The sequence below is a fragment of the Allomuricauda sp. d1 genome, from assembly GCF_039592695.1.
Classification (GTDB): Bacteria; Bacteroidota; Bacteroidia; order Flavobacteriales; family Flavobacteriaceae; genus Flagellimonas_A.
Genome location: NZ_JBBUTK010000002.1, coordinates 181,903 through 201,251, shown reverse-complemented (window position 1 = coordinate 201,251; position 19,349 = coordinate 181,903). Strand labels below are relative to the sequence as shown.

Annotated in this window: 18 protein-coding genes; 14 read left to right on the top strand and 4 right to left on the bottom strand. The window is 44.4% G+C overall.

The annotated features are described in order from the left end of the window. Positions 1 to 31: 31 nt before the first annotated feature. Together AAAH86_RS07915 and hemH are read right to left on the bottom strand one after the other, a co-directional pair. Positions 32 to 1,420: an MATE family efflux transporter gene (locus AAAH86_RS07915; RefSeq protein WP_343487027.1), complete on the bottom strand. Its 1,389-nt coding sequence runs from the start codon at positions 1,418 to 1,420 to the stop codon at positions 32 to 34. Positions 1,421 to 1,614: 194 nt separating this feature from the next. Next, entirely contained in the window at positions 1,615 to 2,649 is a 1,035-nt protein-coding gene (hemH, locus tag AAAH86_RS07910; RefSeq protein WP_343487026.1) for a ferrochelatase, read from the bottom strand. 134 nt (positions 2,650 to 2,783) lie between these two features. On the opposite strand from hemH, the gene AAAH86_RS07905 reads away from it, so the two are divergent. Together AAAH86_RS07905 and AAAH86_RS07900 are read left to right on the top strand one after the other, a co-directional pair. Next, positions 2,784 to 3,866: a mechanosensitive ion channel domain-containing protein gene (locus tag AAAH86_RS07905; RefSeq protein ID WP_343487845.1), complete on the top strand. Its 1,083-nt coding sequence runs from the start codon at positions 2,784 to 2,786 to the stop codon at positions 3,864 to 3,866. Then, entirely contained in the window at positions 3,850 to 4,689 is an 840-nt protein-coding gene (locus tag AAAH86_RS07900) for an N-acetylmuramoyl-L-alanine amidase-like domain-containing protein (RefSeq protein ID WP_343487025.1), read from the top strand. Before AAAH86_RS07905 ends, AAAH86_RS07900 begins: the two co-directional genes overlap by 17 nt. On the opposite strand, the gene AAAH86_RS07895 is transcribed toward AAAH86_RS07900, so the two are convergent. Together AAAH86_RS07895 and AAAH86_RS07890 are read right to left on the bottom strand one after the other, a co-directional pair. After that, the gene (locus AAAH86_RS07895; protein ID WP_343487024.1) at positions 4,676 to 6,058 is read right to left on the bottom strand and encodes a trehalase family glycosidase; all 1,383 of its coding nucleotides are present in this window, start codon (positions 6,056 to 6,058) and stop codon (positions 4,676 to 4,678) included. The two genes, AAAH86_RS07900 and AAAH86_RS07895, sit on opposite strands and share 14 nt — an antisense overlap. 9 nt (positions 6,059 to 6,067) lie before the next feature. Continuing rightward, complete coding sequence (locus AAAH86_RS07890) at positions 6,068 to 6,961, bottom strand: AraC family transcriptional regulator (protein ID WP_343487844.1); 894 nt, start codon at positions 6,959 to 6,961, stop codon at positions 6,068 to 6,070. Between the two features lie 192 nt (positions 6,962 to 7,153). Between AAAH86_RS07890 and hemA the strand changes: the two genes are divergently transcribed. Genes hemA through AAAH86_RS07830 form a run of 12 tightly spaced genes read left to right on the top strand, consistent with a single transcriptional unit; the run spans position 7,154 to position 19,328 of the window. After that, positions 7,154 to 8,413, top strand: coding sequence for a glutamyl-tRNA reductase (gene hemA, locus AAAH86_RS07885; protein WP_343487023.1), 1,260 nt, complete (start codon positions 7,154 to 7,156; stop codon positions 8,411 to 8,413). After that, a complete protein-coding gene (gene hemC / locus AAAH86_RS07880) occupies positions 8,406 to 9,326 on the top strand; it encodes a hydroxymethylbilane synthase (protein ID WP_343487022.1) in 921 nt (306 codons plus the stop codon). The genes hemA and hemC overlap by 8 nt, the downstream gene beginning before the upstream one ends. Beyond that, positions 9,304 to 10,026, top strand: coding sequence for a uroporphyrinogen-III synthase (locus AAAH86_RS07875; RefSeq protein WP_343487021.1), 723 nt, complete (start codon positions 9,304 to 9,306; stop codon positions 10,024 to 10,026). Before hemC ends, AAAH86_RS07875 begins: the two co-directional genes overlap by 23 nt. 10 nt (positions 10,027 to 10,036) lie before the next feature. Next, positions 10,037 to 11,056, top strand: coding sequence for a uroporphyrinogen decarboxylase (hemE, locus tag AAAH86_RS07870; protein WP_343487020.1), 1,020 nt, complete (start codon positions 10,037 to 10,039; stop codon positions 11,054 to 11,056). 17 nt (positions 11,057 to 11,073) lie between these two features. Continuing rightward, complete coding sequence (locus AAAH86_RS07865) at positions 11,074 to 12,426, top strand: potassium transporter TrkG (protein WP_343487019.1); 1,353 nt, start codon at positions 11,074 to 11,076, stop codon at positions 12,424 to 12,426. Positions 12,427 to 12,444: 18 nt separating this feature from the next. Next, positions 12,445 to 12,927, top strand: a complete 483-nt coding sequence (locus tag AAAH86_RS07860; protein WP_343487018.1) for a hypothetical protein — start codon at positions 12,445 to 12,447, stop codon at positions 12,925 to 12,927. Next, on the top strand, positions 12,924 to 13,832 hold the full coding sequence (gene hemF, locus AAAH86_RS07855; protein WP_343487017.1) for an oxygen-dependent coproporphyrinogen oxidase: 909 nt from the start codon (positions 12,924 to 12,926) through the stop codon (positions 13,830 to 13,832). The genes AAAH86_RS07860 and hemF overlap by 4 nt, the downstream gene beginning before the upstream one ends. A gap of 16 nt (positions 13,833 to 13,848) precedes the next feature. Continuing rightward, positions 13,849 to 14,646 carry a PhzF family phenazine biosynthesis protein gene (locus AAAH86_RS07850; protein WP_343487016.1) on the top strand — a complete coding sequence of 266 codons (798 nt, stop codon included), beginning with the start codon at positions 13,849 to 13,851 and terminating at the stop codon, positions 14,644 to 14,646. Continuing rightward, a complete protein-coding gene (locus AAAH86_RS07845) occupies positions 14,643 to 15,815 on the top strand; it encodes a hypothetical protein (RefSeq protein ID WP_343487015.1) in 1,173 nt (390 codons plus the stop codon). The genes AAAH86_RS07850 and AAAH86_RS07845 overlap by 4 nt, the downstream gene beginning before the upstream one ends. Positions 15,816 to 15,823: 8 nt before the next feature. After that, positions 15,824 to 16,813: a porphobilinogen synthase gene (hemB, locus tag AAAH86_RS07840; protein ID WP_343487014.1), complete on the top strand. Its 990-nt coding sequence runs from the start codon at positions 15,824 to 15,826 to the stop codon at positions 16,811 to 16,813. A gap of 38 nt (positions 16,814 to 16,851) precedes the next feature. Then, positions 16,852 to 18,165, top strand: coding sequence for a serine hydrolase domain-containing protein (locus tag AAAH86_RS07835; RefSeq protein WP_343487012.1), 1,314 nt, complete (start codon positions 16,852 to 16,854; stop codon positions 18,163 to 18,165). A 38-nt stretch (positions 18,166 to 18,203) separates the two neighbouring features. Then, positions 18,204 to 19,328: a CNNM domain-containing protein gene (locus AAAH86_RS07830; RefSeq protein ID WP_343487011.1), complete on the top strand. Its 1,125-nt coding sequence runs from the start codon at positions 18,204 to 18,206 to the stop codon at positions 19,326 to 19,328. The last annotated feature ends 21 nt before the right edge of the window (positions 19,329 to 19,349 follow it).

The window sequence follows — 19,349 nt, the reverse complement described above, 5'->3', positions numbered from 1 at the left end:
TGGGTTTTTGATTTTTCTAAAATAGCGGAAATCAGGCTTTTTTGGGAATAAGGTTGGTCTTGATTTCCCTTCCCAAATAAATTCCCGTAACAATCGTCGCCAACACATCGGCGATAGGAAAGGACAGCCATACCCCCAGTTCGCCCATAAAATTGGGTAAAATCAAAATGAGCGGTATAAAAAAGAAGCCTTGGCGTGTCAAAGTCAACAACAATGCGGGAATGGCCTTACCAATCGCCTGAAAATAGGCAGAGCCGATGAGCTGTAGGGCAATAATCGGGGTGGCCGCAAACACCAGACGCATCGCCAATGGCGCATGTTGCAATACAAAGACATTGGTTTCCTTATCTTTTAAAGGCAAATCTGGCCGGTCACTCAAAAACAAGTCTGCAATCTCAGCAGGAAAGATCATCAGCACCACAAAAACCAACGTGGCCACCAGTGCCGCATATTTGATGGCGGTGTAAATGGATTCTTTTACCCTATCATATTTCATCGCTCCGTAATTGAAGCCAGCAATGGGCAAAAAGCCTTGTGTTACCCCAAATACCGGAAAAAGGGCAAACATGAGCATACGTCCGATAATGGCATACACCGCGACCAATGCTTCGCCTCCTAAATTGAACAAAATATTGTTCAGCAATAGATAGATGATACTGGTCACCGCTTGGCGCGATAGCGTCACAAAGCCCAATGAACCAATTTCTTTGAGGATGGGCATATCCAACCCAAAATGGGGCAAGCTGATTTTAAGCTCCGAATCTTTGGAAAGGAAGAAATAGAAAATGTAGCCAAAGCACAACAAGTAACCCGCCGTTGTGGCCCAAGCAGCCCCGTGCATACCCCAATCAAAGACATAGATAAAAATATAATCCAATAGAAGATTCCCCACGGATGGAATAATCATCGCAATCATGGCGAACTTTGGTTTGCCCTCGGCACGAATCACGGTATTGCCCATCATACAAAGTGCTAAAAAGGGTACCCCGTACAGTACAATCACATAGTAAATCTTGGCGGGTTCAAAAATGGCCCCTTTTCCGCCAAAAGCGGGAATCAAATCATCTACAAAGTACAGGCCCAAAACGACCATGCTGACCGTCAGCAATAGGGTCAGTGTAATCTGGTTGCCAAAGGTCTTAAGGGCCTTTTGCTTATTGTCCGCACCAAGGGCCCGTGAGATGATGCTCGACCCCCCGATACCTATGGCCATGCCCAAGGCGGCGATAAAAAACGATACCGGCAATACGACATTGATGGCAGCGATGGCAATGGAGCCTATCCAGTTGCCGACAAAGATGGAGTCGACCAAGATGTTGATTGACATCACCAGTATGCCAATGGAGGCAGGAACGGCCTGCTTGATCAACAATTTGCCGATGGGTTCAGATCCCAATTGGTCTGCGGTTACTTTGGCCATTAAATTGCGAGTACAACGAAGCAATCTGTTAGTTTACGACAAACGGATTGCTTCGTCTCTCCGTTTCTCGCAATTTATTAGACGGGTCGTTATGACAACCCCTTCCGTCCCGACTGCAAGCGTCGGGACACCTTCCCCTACTACCGTGACGATGCACTGCACAAGCAGGGGAAGGAGCCATTATTGTTTAGTCTCTAAACCGGCAAAACTCCCTTTTCTTCCCAATTGTTGATCCATTGCGCCATCAGAGCCACCCAATCGTCACGGTCGTTGAGACAGGGAATGTGGATGTAATCCGTTCCGCCGGCCTCCATGAATTCTTCTTTGCCCTCCATGGCGATTTCCTCCAAGGTTTCAAGGCAATCGCTCACAAAAGCAGGGGTAATCACCGCCAATCGGGTCTTTCCTTCCTTGGCCAAGCGTTCAAACTCAAAATCGGTATAGGGTTTCAACCACGGGTCGTTGGGCAAACGGGACTGAAAACTTGAACTGACTTTTTCAGGGTCGAGGCCCAGAGCCGCCTTGACCAATTCGGTCGTGGCATAACATTGATGCCGATAACAACTGTGATGGGCCACAGAATTGGTAAAACAACATTGTCCATCAATTTTACAATGATAATTGGTCGGGTCTGATTTACGGATATGCCTTTCGGGAATGCCGTGGTACGAAAACAGTACATGGTCGTATTCAAACTCCTTAAGTTTTTCAGCAATACTGTCGGAAAGTACCTTGATATAATCCGGACTTTTATAAAAAGCGGGCAATGTGGTAATCTTCAGGTTGGGAAAATGGGCCGTTTTATCTTCCATGGCCTTAACGACCACCGTTTCATAGCTCGACATCGCATAATGTGGATACAGGGGTACCAACAACACCTCATCAACATTCTGTTCGTGCAATTGTTGAAGGCCTTCTTTGATACTCCCGCTACCATAGCGCATGCCCAACGCCACTGGAATATTGACGTGTTGCGCCACTTTTTCTTGAAACCGTTTTGAGATGACGATCAGCGGCGAGCCCTCATCCCACCAAATCTTCGAATAGGCCTCGGCAGATTTTTTTGGGCGGGTCTGTAAAATGATTCCACGCACAATGATGTTTCGTAGCACGGGGTTCACATCAATGACCCTTTCATCCATCAGAAATTCGTCGAGATATGGTTTTAGGTCTTTTGCGGTCGGGCTATCGGGGGATCCCAGATTTACGAGAAGTACTCCTTTTTTCACAGCATCAAAAATTGGTTTTCAAAAATAAGGCTTGCGCCCCATTTCATCGCTTCTTCATGGCAATAAGTTTTTTATGGGCCATTACCATTTTCAATAGCGCAAAAGAATGGGTAACTTTCGCAAAAACAACAGCCATGTTGCCATTGCTTTTGCAGGATCAAACGGATTTGATTTCACGCGAATCCATTATTTATCTGTTTGCCGCTTTTTCGGGCATCGTGGTCGTCTATTGGCTCATTTCAATCATCTTGAAGCGGTACAGCAAGAATCCGAAATACCTTTTGCCGAGCGGGGCGTTCAAAAAAGTAGCACTCCCGCTTTTTTTGGTGCTTTTTTCTTTTATCCTTCGGATGCAATCCTTGAGAAACTTGCTCCACCTTGAAGATTATACCTATTGGTTCAAAAAGGCCAGTACACTTCTGTTCATCGCGGCCATGACCTGGCTGGTCATCGTGGCCCTAAAGATTGCCAAAAAAATAATCGTACAGAATTACGACATCACAGAAAGTGACAACCTAAAGGCGCGAAAAGTATACACCCAATTCACCATATTGGAGCGTATCATCATTTTCTTGGTCGTCATATTGGCCCTGGGCATTGCTCTGATGAGTTTTGAAGAAATCCGCGAAATCGGTATCAGTGTCTTTGCCTCGGCAGGGGTCGCGGGCATCATCATTGGGTTTTCTGCACAAAAAATGATAGGCACTATTCTGGCAGGTATACAGATTGCCGTTGCCCAGCCCATAAAATTGGATGATGTGGTCATTGTCGAGGGCGAATGGGGCCGCATCGAAGAAATTACCTTGACCTATGTGGTTGTCAGAATATGGGACAAACGAAGATTGATTGTACCGACACCCTATTTTATCGACAATCCCTTTCAGAATTGGACAAAAACCTCAGCAGATATTCTGGGTACCGTGTATCTCTACACCGATTATCAGGTGCCATTTGACAAACTTCGTGAAGAATTGAGCCGAATTCTCAAAAACACAGACCTTTGGGATGGTGAGGTCAACAACATTCAGGTCACCGATTCCAAGGCTGAATATGTAGAGGTGCGGGCGTTGATGAGTGCCAAAGATTCCTCCACGGCATGGGATTTGCGGGTTCATGTTCGCGAGAAGCTCATCACTTTCTTACAGGAAAACTATCCAGAAAGTATCGCAAGAACACGGGTGATGTTAAAAAATATGGAGGATGGGGACAAAGCTTAATCTGATACTGTTTCTTTTTATGGGGATGGTTTCCTTACACGGACAAACCATCACCTGCAAACCTGTTGACAAACAGCTTTTCGATCAAAAAATGGCGGTATTGCAAAAGCTGGAAGCAGAATCTTACGGAGATACGATTGTTGCCATTGGGAAATCTTTTTTAGAGACCCCATACGTTGAAAAAACCTTGGAAGTTGGCGAAAAAGAAACCTTGGTCATCAACCTCAGGGGATTTGACTGCACCACCTTTGTTGAAAACGTGCTGGCCTTTTCACATCTTCTTAGAAACAACGAAGCAGATTTTGATGCCTTTGTCGAAAAACTAGAAACCATTCGGTATCGTGATGGAGTTCTAAATGGTTATCCATCACGTTTACACTATTTTACGGAGTGGATTCGAAACAATAACGAGAAGGGTATGGTCAAAGATATGACTCCTGATTTGGGTGGCGTTGAACTACAAAAACCCATCAATTTTATGGGCACGCACCGTGATTTATATCCCTTTTTGGCAGATGACGATAATTTTGGGGCCATGCTCGAAGTAGAGGAAGGTTTGGCCAACGAAACGCTGTGTATTCTGCCCCAAGACGGAATACAATCACAGGAACATAACATTCAAAACGGGGATATTATTGCGCTGGCCACTTCCATCAAAGGACTTGATGTGACCCACACCGGTTTTGCCATCAAAGTTGATGGTAGACTGCATCTATTGCACGCTTCAAGTGCCGGAGAGGTGACCATCACCAAAGAACCCTTGGTTGACTATCTCAAAAAAATCAAAAACAACATCGGGATCATCGTGGCTAGGCCTCTTTGATGTATTCATGGTACACCGCGATGGGTATGAGGCCCGTCCAACCACAAAAATCTTTCTTGGCAGGGATGCCATAAGAAATGAGGTCGGGCGCATAATTTTCCCAAAAGGTATCCGTGGCCTGAAACACTTCGGCCACTGCTGCATAGGTTTTTTCGGCCAGGTCTTGGGCCAGTTGATGTCTGCCATTGGCAGTAAGTCCTTTCAAAACCATGTATGACGTAGGCGCCCAAACCCCACCGAGCCAATAATCGCCCCAACCCACATAATCAGGATCATCTGCTGAAAGTGCGGGCAGCGGAATCTTTCTGTAAAATTCATCGGGATTTGTCAAATGGGCTAAAAACCTTTCCATCTTATCCTCAGGTATCAACTCGCCCAAAAGTGTCCAGTACATACCAATGTGCTTTCGTTTGACCTGTTTTCCATAGCCCAGGTCGTAGTAAAAGGCATCCTCCTCATTCCAACATAAATCGTTCAATGCCTTTTTTACCTCGGCATGAAAGCTATCGTAAAAATCAATATCACCTGTCTCACCCAACTCCTCGGCAATAAATTTCAATTGTCTCGAGACCATGGCCATCTGTGCGGTGAAATCGACCAATCGGCCCTCATCGTTCCACACGCCTTGTAAGGTATTCACATATTCCTTGATAAAGAAATTCAATCGCTCTTCGGGAGATGCGCCGCCCATTTCGGCCAGTTTATCACCGAGTTCGTGGTGTGTCATGCCATTGCCTTCTTCGGTCGTCCATCCTCGTGGCGAGCGTGGAATATTGTCCATGCCCATACCCAACGTATCGCCCCAAAACAATTTATCATCGCCTTGGTATCGGTCAATGAGAAATTCAAAATTCCTTTTCAGGATTGGATAGGCATAGCGCAGTCGTTGCTTATCCTTTTTGACCTGATAAATTTCGGTTTCCGCCAAGGCCAACAAGGGCGGATTGATAGAAACCGGATGGTCTTTTGACCAAAGTGGCTCCCCGTTCTGACGGTATTCACGACAGATATAGCCATCGTCATCCATACGCTCGTAAAAATTGTCAAGCGCTTGGTAAACGGGCAACTCATCCAAATGGTATTTTGCAAAGCACACGATAAAACAAGTGTCCCACAAAAAAATATTGTCGGAGAAGGCGGCATCCACAAAGGGTTTTTTGAAGAAAGGCTCGCTATCACCCCCACGGACTTTCCTTTTCGTAATTTCCAAGGCTTTTGCGTACATGCGCTCACCCAGCTCTGGGGTCACTGTAAAGTCACAGGAAGATTGAACAACTTCGCCTTTTTTTGACGCTTCGCAGGCTGCTAAAACCGTTGAGGTGCCCAGTGCTCCCAGCCCAACGGTCTGCGCAAAAATTCTTCTTTTCATTTGGAATACTTAAGAAACTGAAGATAAATATTTTTTCGGGGTGGTGCCGAACTTCTTTTTAAACGAGGCGATAAAATGGCTCGCGGTGCTGTAACCCACCCGTAAAGCCACTTCGTTTACATTGTGCTTTCCGGTCTCGAGCATCTTTCGGGCATATTCCATTTTATAGTCAAACAAAAATCCGAAGACCGAATCGCCGTAAATTTGTTTAAAGCCTTCTTTGAGCTTTTTTAGGCTTAACCCAATTTCTTCTGAAAGCTCGATCAATGTTGGGGGTTCTGCCATGCGTGAGATGATGATTTCCTTCGCATGGCGAATACGCCTTACATTGTCTTCATCGGCCAAAAACGGGCATTGCTCCAAATCGGCGTTCTCTACCCGATTGAAATAATGCGAGATCAATTCATATACCTTGCCCTTGATGTACAGGTTTTTGATGGACGGATGCAGCCCATAGTTCATGATTTGACTCAAAATCACTGAAATTGCCGGATTCACAGGCTCTTGCGCATAGTATTTTTTCTCTTTGTTCTCGTCGCTCAAAAATGGGATGTACGCAGCCTCTGAAGAAAAAAGGGAATGGAATTTTCGAATGGTCATGATGATGGAGACCATCCACGAGTTTGGAGCCAAAACCACGTTCAGCGGCAAGTCTTTTTGGGTATTGTACAGCAAAAGCGAGTTTTCTTCCGATACCTCCAACTGATAGTTGCCCTCGTTGAAGTTGAACTTTGCTTCACCCTTCAGACAAAAGTGAAACTGTATAAAAGTGCTGTCAATGGCCCGCTCCATACGTTTGGAGCCGTCACTGTCATGCTGTATCTTCAACACGAAAAAACCATCTTCAATCAACACTTCCTGAAATGAACCGCTAGCGATATTTTTATCCAATTTTATCTCCATCATTTTACAAATATATTTATTTAGATTCAATCTAAACAAAATTAAAGAATCTGTCAACTACAACAAATTTAGGCTTTTTCAGCTTTTTAATCGATTTTGCACATAAAATTGACGGGTATCGTTATTAATAGTTCTTTGAGCGTTATTTTTTGAAACCATCAACTTATATTTTTGTGACCGTTCTGCACGTTTATGAAGCATTACCACATTTCAAAACATACCACCTTTTATGCCGTGGGGCTCAGTTACAAAAAAGCTGATGCCGTGACCAGGGGAAAGTTCAGTCTTGACATTCCGGGCATCGACCGCCTGTTGGAGGCAGCGATTGAACAGGGTATCGATGGCCTTATGGTAATGTCTACCTGCAACAGAACCGAATTGTACGGTTTTGCCGAGCATCCCTTTCAACTGATAAAACTGCTTTGTGACCATACCCAGGGTACGGTTGAAGCGTTTCAAGAAGTGGCCTACATCTATAAAAACCAAGAGGCCATCGGCCATATATTTCGGGTAGGTACTGGCTTGGATAGTCAGATTTTAGGTGATTTTGAGATTATCAGTCAAATCAAACAAAGCTTTTACCGTTCAAAAAAGCACGGTATGGTCAATCCGTTTTTAGAGCGATTGTGCAATGCCGTTATTCAGGCCAGCAAGCGTATCAAAAATGAAACCCAGCTATCTTCAGGTGCCACATCGGTCGCTTTTGCGGCAGCGCAGTACATTTTAAATTATGTGCCCCAACTTTCTGAAAAGAACCTGTTGCTCTTCGGAACAGGAAAAATAGGGCGTAACACCTGTGAAAATCTTGTCAAGCACACCGATAACAAGCATATCACCCTTATCAACCGGACCCGCAATAAAGCAGAGCAGATTGCAGGTAAGTTTCATTTGGTGGTCAAGGATTATGGTGACCTTCAAGAAGAGATTCGAAAGGCCGATGTGCTCGTGGTTGCCACAGGTGCCCAGTTGCCCACGATTTCTAAAGCATTGATCTATGCGAAAAAACCGCTGTTGATCTTGGATTTATCCGTTCCAAAAAATGTTTCTGATGATGTTGCAGAAATCCCCAATGTCAAAGTGGTTCATCTCGATCAACTTTCACAAATTACTGACGAGGCCTTGCAACGCAGAAAACAGTACATCCCCAAAGCGGAGCAAATCATTGAAGATGTAAAAAGTGATTTCAGCAAATGGCTTGAGACCCGAAAATTTGCTCCAGTGATCAAGGCGCTAAAAAAGAAACTTAAACGAATGAAAGAGGAAGAGTTGGACTTTCATTCCAAAAAACTGAATGATTTTGACAGCGACCAAGCTGAAATGGTCTCAGAGCGCATCATCCAAAAAATAACCAAACAGTTTGCCAATCACCTCAAAAAAACAGATGTCGACACCGAAGATAGTCTACTGCTGATACAGCAGGTATTTCAGCTTGAAATCGACGTCAATGAATAAGCCCATCCGTATCGGCACCCGCGATAGTGAGCTTGCATTATGGCAGGCCACAAAGGTACAGGCCCAATTGGAAGAAATGGGGGTCACCACAGTACTTGTGCCCGTGAAATCAACCGGTGATTTGGTGCTTGACAAGCCGCTCTACGAACTCGGGGTGACGGGCATTTTTACCAAGACCTTAGATGTGGCCCTACTTAAAAATCAGATAGACCTTGCCGTTCATTCGATGAAAGATGTACCCACCCAGCTACCAAAAGGCATCGTTGATGTTGCCGTACTGAAACGCGGTTCAACAGACGACATTCTTGTACATTTAGGTACTGATTTCTTAAATGGTGAAGGCACTATAGCCACCAGTAGTCTGCGCAGAAAAGCACAGTGGCTTCACAAATATCCGAACCATAAAGTGGTCGACCTTAGGGGGAATGTCAACACCCGCTTGATGAAGCTCATTGAAAATGGATGGAACGGGGCCATTTTCGCCAAAGCGGGATTGGAACGCATCAAACTGTTGCCCAAAGACGCCATGACATTAGATTGGATGCTGCCCGCTCCAGCACAAGGTGCAATGCTTGTGGTCGCTTTAGAAAAAAACAGGGAACTCATTAAAACGGTTTCTGCCCTGAATCATAAAGAAAGTGACACCTGCACTTCAATCGAACGCGAATTTCTTAGGACACTGGAAGGTGGATGTACAGCACCAATAGGTGCATCAGCCTCTATAAAAAACCAAACGGTTTATTTTAAGGGCGGTCTTTTTTCTTTGGACGGAATCCAAAAAATAGTGGTTGAAAAGAAAGTCACTATTGACAAAATCACGGGATTCGGACAGCAATGTGCCCGTGAAGTTTTGGAGCAAGGAGGGGATGAACTTATGAAATCCATTAAAGATGCCAACAGTACTTTCCACTAAAATAATGTCTCCTTCCCAAAGAGAATTGCTCTTGAATTCAGGTGTAGGTTTTGTGGAATATGAAGCGATAACCATACGCCTTATTGACTTTACAATTTCTAAACCTCACGATAACCTCATATTTACAAGTCAAAACGCCGTAAAATCGTATACGAAAAAAGAAAATTCTGAAAAACGTAGTAAAATCAGTGCTTTCTGTGTAGGAGAAAAAACTAAAAGCATGCTTGAAGACCTTGGTTTTACCGTAATTTCCAATGCACAAAATGCTGAAGAATTGGCCAAAAATATCGTGGCATTGCACAAAAATAAGGCTTTTCTTTTCTTATCAGGCAATAAAAGAAGGGACGAATTGCCCAACATCCTTAAAAAAAATAACGTTCGGTATAGTGAAGTTGTCATTTATGAGACAACCCTAAATCCTAAGAAATTCGAAAGGCGATTTGACGGGGTGCTTTTTTTTAGTCCGAGTGGGGTTGAAAGTTTCGTAGTAGAAAATAATTTAAGAGATACCATAGCTTTTTGTATAGGAGCGACAACAGCCTCAGAAGCTAAAAAATATACCAATAAGATTATTTTGGCCAACAAGCAGACCATTGAAAATGTAATTGTCAAAGCGGTTAAACATCTTTCGGCCCATTATCAAGGGGATGTAACACCCCTGTCCGCCAAAGGCGGACTGTCCCCTCGAGGGGACAATTAAAAATGAAAATATGATAAGAAATGACCTTTTTCTAAGAGCCCTTAAGGGCGAGGATGTGAATAGACCACCGGTATGGATGATGCGACAGGCTGGTCGTTACCTGCCCGAATTCATGGAAATTCGCGAAAAGTACGATTTCTTTACCCGTTGCCAGACCCCTGAATTGGCCTCAGAAATCACGGTACAGCCCATTCGCAGGTTTGGTATGGATGCCGCCATTCTGTTCAGTGATATTTTGGTGATTCCCCAAGCCATGAACATCGAAGTGCAGATGAAACCAAATTTCGGTCCTTATCTGCCCAATCCCATTCGTAGTGTGAAAGATTTGGAGCGTGTTGTTGTGCCCAATATCAATGATACCCTGGGTTATGTGATGGAGGCCATCAAAATGACCAAGGAAAAACTGGAAGATGAGATTCCGTTGATCGGCTTTGCCGGATCTCCATGGACGATTCTTTGCTATTGCGTGCAGGGTCAAGGTAGCAAAAGCTTTGATTTGGCCAAAGGTCTTTGTTTTACACAACCCCAAGCAGCACATGAGCTCCTTCAAAAAATCACTGACACCACCATTGCCTATTTGAAAGAAAAAATCAAGTCTGGTTGTGATGTGGTGCAAATCTTTGATTCTTGGGGCGGTATGTTGTCTCCCGTTGACTATCAAGAATTTTCTTGGCAATACATCCAACAAATTATAGATGCACTGAAAGACGAAGCCCCTGTCATCGTTTTTGGCAAGGGGTGTTGGTTTGCACTAAAAGAAATGGCCCAATCGGGTGCTTCCGCCCTGGGGGTCGATTGGACCTGTTCAGCACAAAATGCCCGGTATTTGACCGGTGGGCAGATTACCTTACAGGGTAACTTTGATCCGGCACGGTTGCTTTCCCCTCCAGAAGACATCAAAAAAATGGTGCATCAGATGGTCAACGAGTTCGGCAAGAACCGATATGTGGTCAACCTTGGTCACGGCATTCTTCCCAATATCCCCGTTGAAAATGCCAGGGCTTTTATTGATGCGGTTAAAGAATATTAGCAATCCCAGAATAATAAATGAGCATCCTTAAAACAATTACGGGAAAATATCGCAGATTCAAACTGAGCCTGAGTCCACAACAGAATCTATTCTATGGCTTTTTGACTTACATCGTAACAGGTACGCTGCTTTTGAGTTTGCCTTGGCTTCAGAAGGTTTCCGTACCTATTTTGGATAATTTGTTCATTGCAACCTCAGCAGTATCAACGACGGGTCTGGTTACGGTATCCGTTTTTGATTCCTATAATTTCTTTGGTCAGTTTGTGGTTATGGTACTTTTTCAATTGGGCGGTATCGGCTACCTCACGTTCACCACTTTTATGCTGTTATCGACCACACGAAGAATGACCCATTGGCACCAGCGAATCCTAAAAACGGAGTTCACTTTGCCAAAAACCATCAAAATCCAAGATTTTCTGGCCTCTGTAATCATCTTCACTCTGGTTATGGAGATTTTGGGTGTTATCCTTTTTCTGATAGCGTTTCGGGCAGAAGGTATGCCATGGGCCCAAGCGATATGGGCTTCCATATTCCATAGCGTAAGTGCTTTTTGTACTGCAGGCTTTAGTCTTTTTAACTCAAGTTTCGTAGACTATTCCGACAATGTCTTGATCAATACTACCATCTCCGTTTTGGCCATAACGGGCTCCATGGGGTTTATCGTAGTGACCGATTTTGTGCAGCGTATCAAGAAAAAAGGGCATAAGCTTAGTTTTACCACAAAAATCATAGGCTATGGCTTCTTGATTTTATTGTGCTTCGGATTTATCTTTTTCTACGTCTACGAGCCCAACATCAGCCAATTGGAAGGTCAGGAGCGTTTTTTGGCCGCATTCTTTCAGAGCATGACCGCAATGACCACTGTGGGATTCAATACGGCTGATTTTGGGGCCTTTCTATTACCGATCTTATTGGTCACTATTTTTTTAATGTATATCGGAGCATCTCCATCAGGTACCGCCGGGGGTATGAAAATCACAACACTGACTGCGGTTTTTGCCATTATGAAAAGTCGCATCAAAAACAGTAAAAAAATTACTTTTTTGGGAAGAAGCATTCCCTACGAACGTTTGTACATCGCAACATCATCCTTTATTTTCTATACCTCATTGATTGCGCTTGGAACCTTTTTGTTGACCTTCAGTGAAGACTTTGAGTTTGAAAAAGTGATGTTCGAAGTAGCCTCTGCTTTGGGCACGGTCGGATTGAGCACTGGCATCACAGGGGAATTGACGGGTTTTGGTAAAATTGTGATTATTGTGCTCATGTTCATCGGTCGTTTGGGAGTATTGACGTTTGGTCTGGCCATTTGGGCAAAATATAAGGAAGATGATGACGTAGAAGCCATAAAAGACGACTTGGCAGTGTAATCAAGAAAGATGGTGAAAATGTTAAAAATACTCAGACGGGTTTCATTTCTCCATTTTTCCAAATTATTGGTGTTGGGATTGAAAAACCCCGTTTTCATAGTACCAGCAATGTGCGCCACAAGAAAAACAGTAGCCAAATCGTATCAGTTGTATGGTAAAAAACATCATGTAAACGGAACAGCCAATGCCTTTCGCCACGCCCTTTGGAACTATACTATCGCCAAGGCATGCAGCAAATGGTCAAAAAATAAGGAACGGGTCTTGCGATGGACAGAAGAAATCACCGATTGGCATGAAAATGCCTTTCCAAACAAGAAATTGGCCATGTTGATGGATATGCACAACAATAAAGTTGGAAGAAGCCTCTATGAAAAACATCCCGATATGGAACTGGAAGCCATAGTTACCAAATTGAAAGAAATGACAGAGAAATCCGTATTGATACATGGCGAATCGGATTTAGCCTGTCATGAAGACAACCTTGTACACATCATCCCATGAGCTTAAAAGATAGATTTTACACTTACATCGAAAATCTCCAAAACACCATCACTTCAAAACTTGAAGAAGTTGATGGAAGTGGCAAATTCAAGGAAGACCTTTGGAAACGTGCCGAAGGAGGAGGCGGTAGAACACGGGTCATCGAAAACGGAGCGGTCTTTGAAAAAGGTGGCGTGAACATTTCAGCGGTGCACGGAGCGTTGCCGCAGAGCATGCAAAACTATTTTGGTGTTGAGGATGCTGATTTCTTTGCCTGCGGATTGAGTTTGGTGCTGCACCCCAAAAATCCGTTTGTGCCAACGGTCCACGCCAATTGGCGCTATTTTGAGATGTACAACAAACAGGGTGACATCGTGGACCAATGGTTCGGAGGCGGACAAGATTTGACCCCGTACTATCTCTTTGAGGAAGATGCGAAGCATTTCCATGCTATTTGCAAACAAGCCTGTGATGCACATGATTCGACGTTTTATCCGCAGTACAAAAAACGCTGTGATAACTATTTTTGGAATGCCCATCGCAATGAGGCACGGGGTGTGGGCGGACTCTTTTTTGATTACCTTAAATCCACTGAAAACATGGGGATGGAAGATTGGTACAATTTTGTTACCGAGGTGGGTGACAGTTTCTTGGATGCCTATATACCAATCGTTCTAAAACGTAAAGAATTGGATTACAACCAAAAACATAGGGATTGGCAAGAAATACGCCGTGGGCGATATGTCGAGTTCAACCTGGTGCATGACAAAGGCACCTTGTTCGGCCTTAAAACCAACGGCCGTATCGAAAGTATTTTGATGAGCCTGCCGCCCCATGTACAATGGCGTTATGACCACCTGCCAAAAAAGGGAAGCGAAGAGGAAAAACTGATTCAGGTACTGAAACATCCCAAAGATTGGGTTTAATCATTAGTTTTAAGTCGTGAAACTCACATTATATCAAATCGACGCGTTTACCGACCATATTTTCGGGGGCAATCCCGCTGCGGTTTGTATTCTCGATGAATGGATTGATGCTGGACTGATGCAGAAAATTGCCCAAGAAAATAATTTGGCAGAGACAGCATTCATCGTGCAACGAAACAGCACGTTTGAACTGCGATGGTTCACCCCGGAGACCGAAGTTGACCTTTGCGGCCATGCCACCCTAGCCTCCGCCTATGCGCTCTTTCACTATCATGGTTATTCAGAAAATACCATTCGATTTTATTCTCATCGAAGCGGGGATCTTTTTGTAGAGAAAGCTTCCGATGGGTTGATGACACTTGATTTTCCATCCGATGAAAATGTAATGATCAGGGGCAACAATGCCATTGAAAAAGCATTGGGGTGGAGCCCAATAAAGACCATCAAGGGAAAAACCGATTATCTGTTGATTTACAACTCGCAGGCTGAAATTGAGGCCCTAAATCCCAACTTTCATCTGCTGAACAAATGTGATTGCCGTGGTGTTATCGTATCGGCGCCTGGTGATAAAGTGGATTTTGTCTCGCGCTTCTTCGCGCCAAAATGCGGCATTCCCGAAGATCCCGTGACGGGTTCTGCACATACTACCATGGCACCGTATTGGAGCAAGGTGTTGGGCAAAACCAAAATGACAGCGCGTCAATTATCAGAACGGGGTGGAAAGCTTTGGATAGAATACCTTGGAGAACGTGTCAAAATTTCTGGCAAGGCCGTACCCTATTTAATCGGTGAAATCAAAGTGCCCGAAGCATGAAAAAAATCCTTTTTACCATCTGTTTGATTATGATGGGCCATTATACAATCCAGTCACAGAACTGCTCAAAAATGGAAGATTGGGTAAATGAGAGTGAGGGCTACGGTGCCAATGCCAAAAACAGACGAATGGACGACCGCGGTTATGCCCAAGTTTACGCCTTAGCCGTTCATGATGAAAATTTTGTGCCCGTTTTTGGCAAGTCTTTCACAAAAATGGGATTAAAAGAGAAACAAAAACTGCTCAAAAAAATGATGCAGTGTTTTGGCGACCGATACTGGGTCAAAAATGGTTTTGCCTATATGTTCTACGGGCCACATAATGGCCAAGACCCATGGTACGATGTGGCAGTGGCTGTAAATTCCAAATCATTGGAGGAACTCAAGAAAGAACGGCAACTGGCAAAAAAACAGCAAGAAGAAGCGCTGGCCCAACGCCAAAAATGGCGACAAGAACAGCAAAGGCGTCAACGTGTGGCGCGCGAGGCGGCCCAAGTGCGTCAAATACAGCGCCAAAAACAAGACGACCCTGACAGGCGTGTCAACACGGCAAGCGATTATGCCCGTGAAGCTTCTGAAGTTGCCTATTTGCTAAAACCTGTACAGAACAATAATGCCCCTGCCTACGATTTTAGCAAATACGCCATGGGTGATTTTCTGCAAACGATTTACGATGGCAACTTTGAGGGCTTTCCTTACGGTTTGCGCGATATGCAGTCACAAAATCTTGATATGGGCCTCAAGAAAACAGCTTTGTTGAAAAAGCGTTCAGCCTTTGCATACCTGTATCTTGACTATTTTTCTACACATTGCGCAAAGCCGAACAAAGAAAACTATAAAGAATTTCGCTCGCAGTATAAATACACCGACACTGATCAAATGGGGTTCAAGACCGAGACCATTGGCAAAGCCACCCATTATTACCTGAAACCACAGTTTTATAATGATTTTGTCAGGATGGATGGAAACTATGCCGCCGATCAAGGTCTGGGAGCCATTTTTTTATTGGATTCCATGGGAGACATCTTCACCAACTTTCCCAATGACCTGAACAAGCTTTTTTCAGAATTGGATTGTGAAAATCCTGTGGTAAAGCAACTTGAAACCAATTTGGTTTTGGCCTCCAAAGGAAAATCTCCCCTCCAAAAATTAGTAAAACATCTAAAATAGGCTCAAAAATGTATCCATACTTAAGAAACAGAAGGTTACGAGCAAACGAATCCATCAGAAGATTGGTACGCGAAACCGTTATCACTCCCGATGACTTTTTAGTGCCCCTTTTTGTGGTGGAAGGTAAAGGGGTAAAGGAAGAGATTCCCTCCATGCCCGATTATTATCGCTTAAGTCTCGACGAACTCGAAAAAGAAGTCAAACAACTCTGGAACATGGGGCTTTGTGCTGTTTTGCTCTTCGTAAAGGTCGCCGACAATTTAAAGGATAATAAGGGCAAGGAAGCATTGAATCCCAATGGATTGATGCAACGGGCCATCAAAACGGTGAAAAATGTGTGTCCCGATATGTTGGTGATGACCGATGTGGCGCTGGATCCCTATTCCTCTTTTGGTCATGATGGTATTGTGAAGGACGGAAGGGTTTTAAATGACGAAACCAGTGAGATTCTGGCCGAGATGAGCGTAAGCCATGCCCAGGCTGGTGCCGATTTTGTGGCACCCAGTGATATGATGGACGGCCGCATCCTCATGATTCGCGAAGCCTTGGAAAATGAAGGGTTTACCGATACGGGCATCATGAGCTATTCTGCCAAATATGCCAGTGCTTTTTACGGTCCGTTTAGGGATGCTTTGGATTCTGCCCCTGTGGATGCTAAAGACATTCCAAAAGACAAAAAAACCTATCAAATGGATCCTGCCAATCGGTTCGAGGCCATTAAAGAAACCCTGATGGACATCGACGAAGGTGCCGATATTGTCATGGTAAAACCCGGACTTTGTTATTTAGATATTGTTCGTGAGATTCGAAACGAGGTCGATGGACCTGTAGCCGTTTATCAGGTCTCGGGCGAATATGCCATGCTCAAAGCTGCTGCTGAAAAAGGCTGGTTAGACCATGACACTGTGATGTTGGAGCAGTTGACCGCCATCAAAAGGGCAGGCGCGAACATCATTGCGAGTTACTTCGCAAAAGATGCAGTGAAGCTTTTGGGGTAATTCCCTCCTTGAGGAGGGTGTTAAACCTACATTGTCAAATGAGCAGATTTTACAAAAAAATCCTATTCGCAACAGTGGTATTATCCGTATGGGGGTTGTATCCACAGCAAAACAAATCCCTCCCCTATGCCCATCCATCTGAAGTAGGGCTTGATTCCGCCTACATCCATTCAAACGTAGATTCCATTATAACGAACGGTATCAAAGAGCAGGCCTTCCCTGGGGCGCAAGTATTGGTATCAAAAAATGGACAGACGATTTTTCACAAAGCCTACGGATTTCATACGTATGATAGTTTGCAACCTGTGTCACTGAACGATGTATACGATTTGGCCTCGGTAACCAAAATCACCGCACCACTGCCCGCCCTGATGAAATTGGTCGATGAGGATAAATTGGATTTGGATATCCCTTTCTCCACTTATTGGAAGCCATGGCGAAAACGGAAAGACAAAAAACACATTACGCTTCGTGAAATTTTGGCCCATCAGGCAGGTTTGACCCCCTATATCGTTTTTTTAAATAAGGTCACAAAGAAAAATGGCCAACTGAAAAAGCGGTTTGTACGGCAACAACCGAACAAACGATTTCAGAAACAGGTTTATGACGGACTTTATGTGAAAAACAGGTTTGCCAGAAAAGTATATCGAAACATCAACCGTTCCGAGGTTTCCGAAACGAAAAAATACCGCTATTCGGGGCTTACCTTTCTTATTTTTCCCAAATTGATTGAGCAACTCACGGGCGAGAACTATGAAACCTATCTTCAAAAGCATTTTTATGGTTCGATGGAAGCTTCAACACTTGGGTTCAATCCTAAAACAAAAAAGCTTCAAAACAACATCGTTCCCACAGAAATCGATACGCTGTTTCGACATGCATTGACGCAAAATTGGGTTCATGACGAAAATGCAGCGCTGTTGGGCGGCGTCTCGGGCAATGCAGGCCTTTTCGGTACCGCAGAGGATGTTGCCAAAATTATGCTGATGTACCAAAACTATGGAAACCTGAATGGTAGACGCTACCTTTCCGAAAAAACGGTACAAGAATTCACCGCTGTACAGTACCCTGAAAACGAAAACCGTCGGGGGCTTGGTTTTGACAAACCCTTGTTGGGCAATGATACGTTGGAACTAAAAGAGGCCTATCCCGCTCCGGCGGCAAGCAAGAAAAGTTTTGGCCATGCTGGGTTTACCGGTACTTTTGTGTGGGCAGACCCTGAAAACCAATTGGTATTTATTTTTCTTTCCAACCGGGTATACCCGAACCGAACCCATCGAAAATTGTATGAACTCAACATCAGGCCCGCATTGCACCAAGTATTCTACGATGCTAACATTCAACGTGATTGAACAAAATACGTACCTGAATTATTAATATCTTCGCCCCCATGGGACTATTACTTTTTTACGCCTTTATTTCCATTTTCTTTTCCTTTCTCTGCTCCATTTTGGAAGCCGTGCTGTTGAGCATTACGCCGACCTTCATCAACGTCAAAAAATCGGAAGGCAAAGCATACGCTTTTGAGCTTGAAAAGCTTAAAAAGGATGTCGATAAACCCCTGATATCCATATTGACCTTGAATACCGTAGCCCATACCGTGGGTGCCATCTTGGTCGGGGTGCAGGCGAAGGTGGTTTATGCAAATTCCATCGGCAACCAGCAACGCACCATTTTGGGGTTCGAGTTTACCGAGGCCGTTATGGTCGGTGCGGTGTCGACCATCATGACCATCTTGATTTTGGTGGCTTCTGAAATCATACCGAAGACCATTGGGGCCACGTACTGGAAACGTTTGGCCAATTTTACATCAAAAACCCTTAAGGCCATGGTTTTTGTTATGAAATGGACGGGGCTCTTGTGGACATTGCAGTTGTTCACCAGACTGATTGGCAAAAAAGACGTGCACGGCAGCAGTGTGTTGAGCCGTGAAGATTTTACGGCCATGGCCGAAATTGCACATGAGGATGGTGCAGTGTTGGAATCAGAATCAAAAATCATCAGAAACCTGCTCAATTTCAACGAGATTTTTGCCAAAGACGTGATGACCCCCCGTGCCGTGATTAAAATTGCTTCAGAAGACAGCACCATCAAGGAATTTTTTGATGCCAATCCGAATTTGCGCTTTTCGCGGATTCCCGTGTACAAAAATCGTGTGGATAACATTACTGGGTTTGTACTCAAGGATGAGGTGCTCGAGAACATGATCAACGACAACGGTGCAGCCACGTTGGGCACTATACGGCGCGACATTTTGGCCACCAACCGTGATACTCCGATACCCCAGCTGTTCGAAACTTTTGTGGCCAAACGCGAACACATCACTTTAGTGGTTGACGAATACGGTTCCGTAAGTGGACTAGTGACCATGGAGGATGTTATCGAGACCTTGTTGGGCCTTGAAATCATGGATGAGAGCGACAGTGTAGAGGATTTACAGCTATTGGCCCGAAAAAATTGGGAGACACGGGCAAAGCGGTTGGGCATCATTGAACAAATTCCCGATGAGGACTAAGAACTTATCTAAACGCATTCA

Excerpts from the sequence above, each read along its gene's own strand:
- AAAH86_RS07890 (WP_343487844.1), bottom strand. The coding sequence starts at position 6,961 with ATGGAGATAAAATTGGATAAAAATATCGCTAGCGGTTCATTTCAGGAA.
- hemA (WP_343487023.1), top strand. The coding sequence starts at position 7,154 with ATGAAGCATTACCACATTTCAAAACATACCACCTTTTATGCCGTGGGG.
- AAAH86_RS07915 (WP_343487027.1), bottom strand. The coding sequence starts at position 1,420 with ATGGCCAAAGTAACCGCAGACCAATTGGGATCTGAACCCATCGGCAAA.
- AAAH86_RS07835 (WP_343487012.1), top strand. The coding sequence starts at position 16,852 with ATGAGCAGATTTTACAAAAAAATCCTATTCGCAACAGTGGTATTATCC.
- hemC (WP_343487022.1), top strand. The coding sequence starts at position 8,406 with ATGAATAAGCCCATCCGTATCGGCACCCGCGATAGTGAGCTTGCATTA.
- AAAH86_RS07905 (WP_343487845.1), top strand. The coding sequence starts at position 2,784 with ATGTTGCCATTGCTTTTGCAGGATCAAACGGATTTGATTTCACGCGAA.
- AAAH86_RS07900 (WP_343487025.1), top strand. The coding sequence starts at position 3,850 with ATGGGGACAAAGCTTAATCTGATACTGTTTCTTTTTATGGGGATGGTT.
- AAAH86_RS07845 (WP_343487015.1), top strand. The coding sequence starts at position 14,643 with ATGAAAAAAATCCTTTTTACCATCTGTTTGATTATGATGGGCCATTAT.
- AAAH86_RS07830 (WP_343487011.1), top strand. The coding sequence starts at position 18,204 with ATGGGACTATTACTTTTTTACGCCTTTATTTCCATTTTCTTTTCCTTT.
- AAAH86_RS07865 (WP_343487019.1), top strand. The coding sequence starts at position 11,074 with ATGAGCATCCTTAAAACAATTACGGGAAAATATCGCAGATTCAAACTG.
- hemE (WP_343487020.1), top strand. The coding sequence starts at position 10,037 with ATGATAAGAAATGACCTTTTTCTAAGAGCCCTTAAGGGCGAGGATGTG.
- hemB (WP_343487014.1), top strand. The coding sequence starts at position 15,824 with ATGTATCCATACTTAAGAAACAGAAGGTTACGAGCAAACGAATCCATC.
- hemF (WP_343487017.1), top strand. The coding sequence starts at position 12,924 with ATGAGCTTAAAAGATAGATTTTACACTTACATCGAAAATCTCCAAAAC.
- AAAH86_RS07895 (WP_343487024.1), bottom strand. The coding sequence starts at position 6,058 with ATGAAAAGAAGAATTTTTGCGCAGACCGTTGGGCTGGGAGCACTGGGC.
- AAAH86_RS07860 (WP_343487018.1), top strand. The coding sequence starts at position 12,445 with ATGTTAAAAATACTCAGACGGGTTTCATTTCTCCATTTTTCCAAATTA.
- AAAH86_RS07875 (WP_343487021.1), top strand. The coding sequence starts at position 9,304 with ATGCCAACAGTACTTTCCACTAAAATAATGTCTCCTTCCCAAAGAGAA.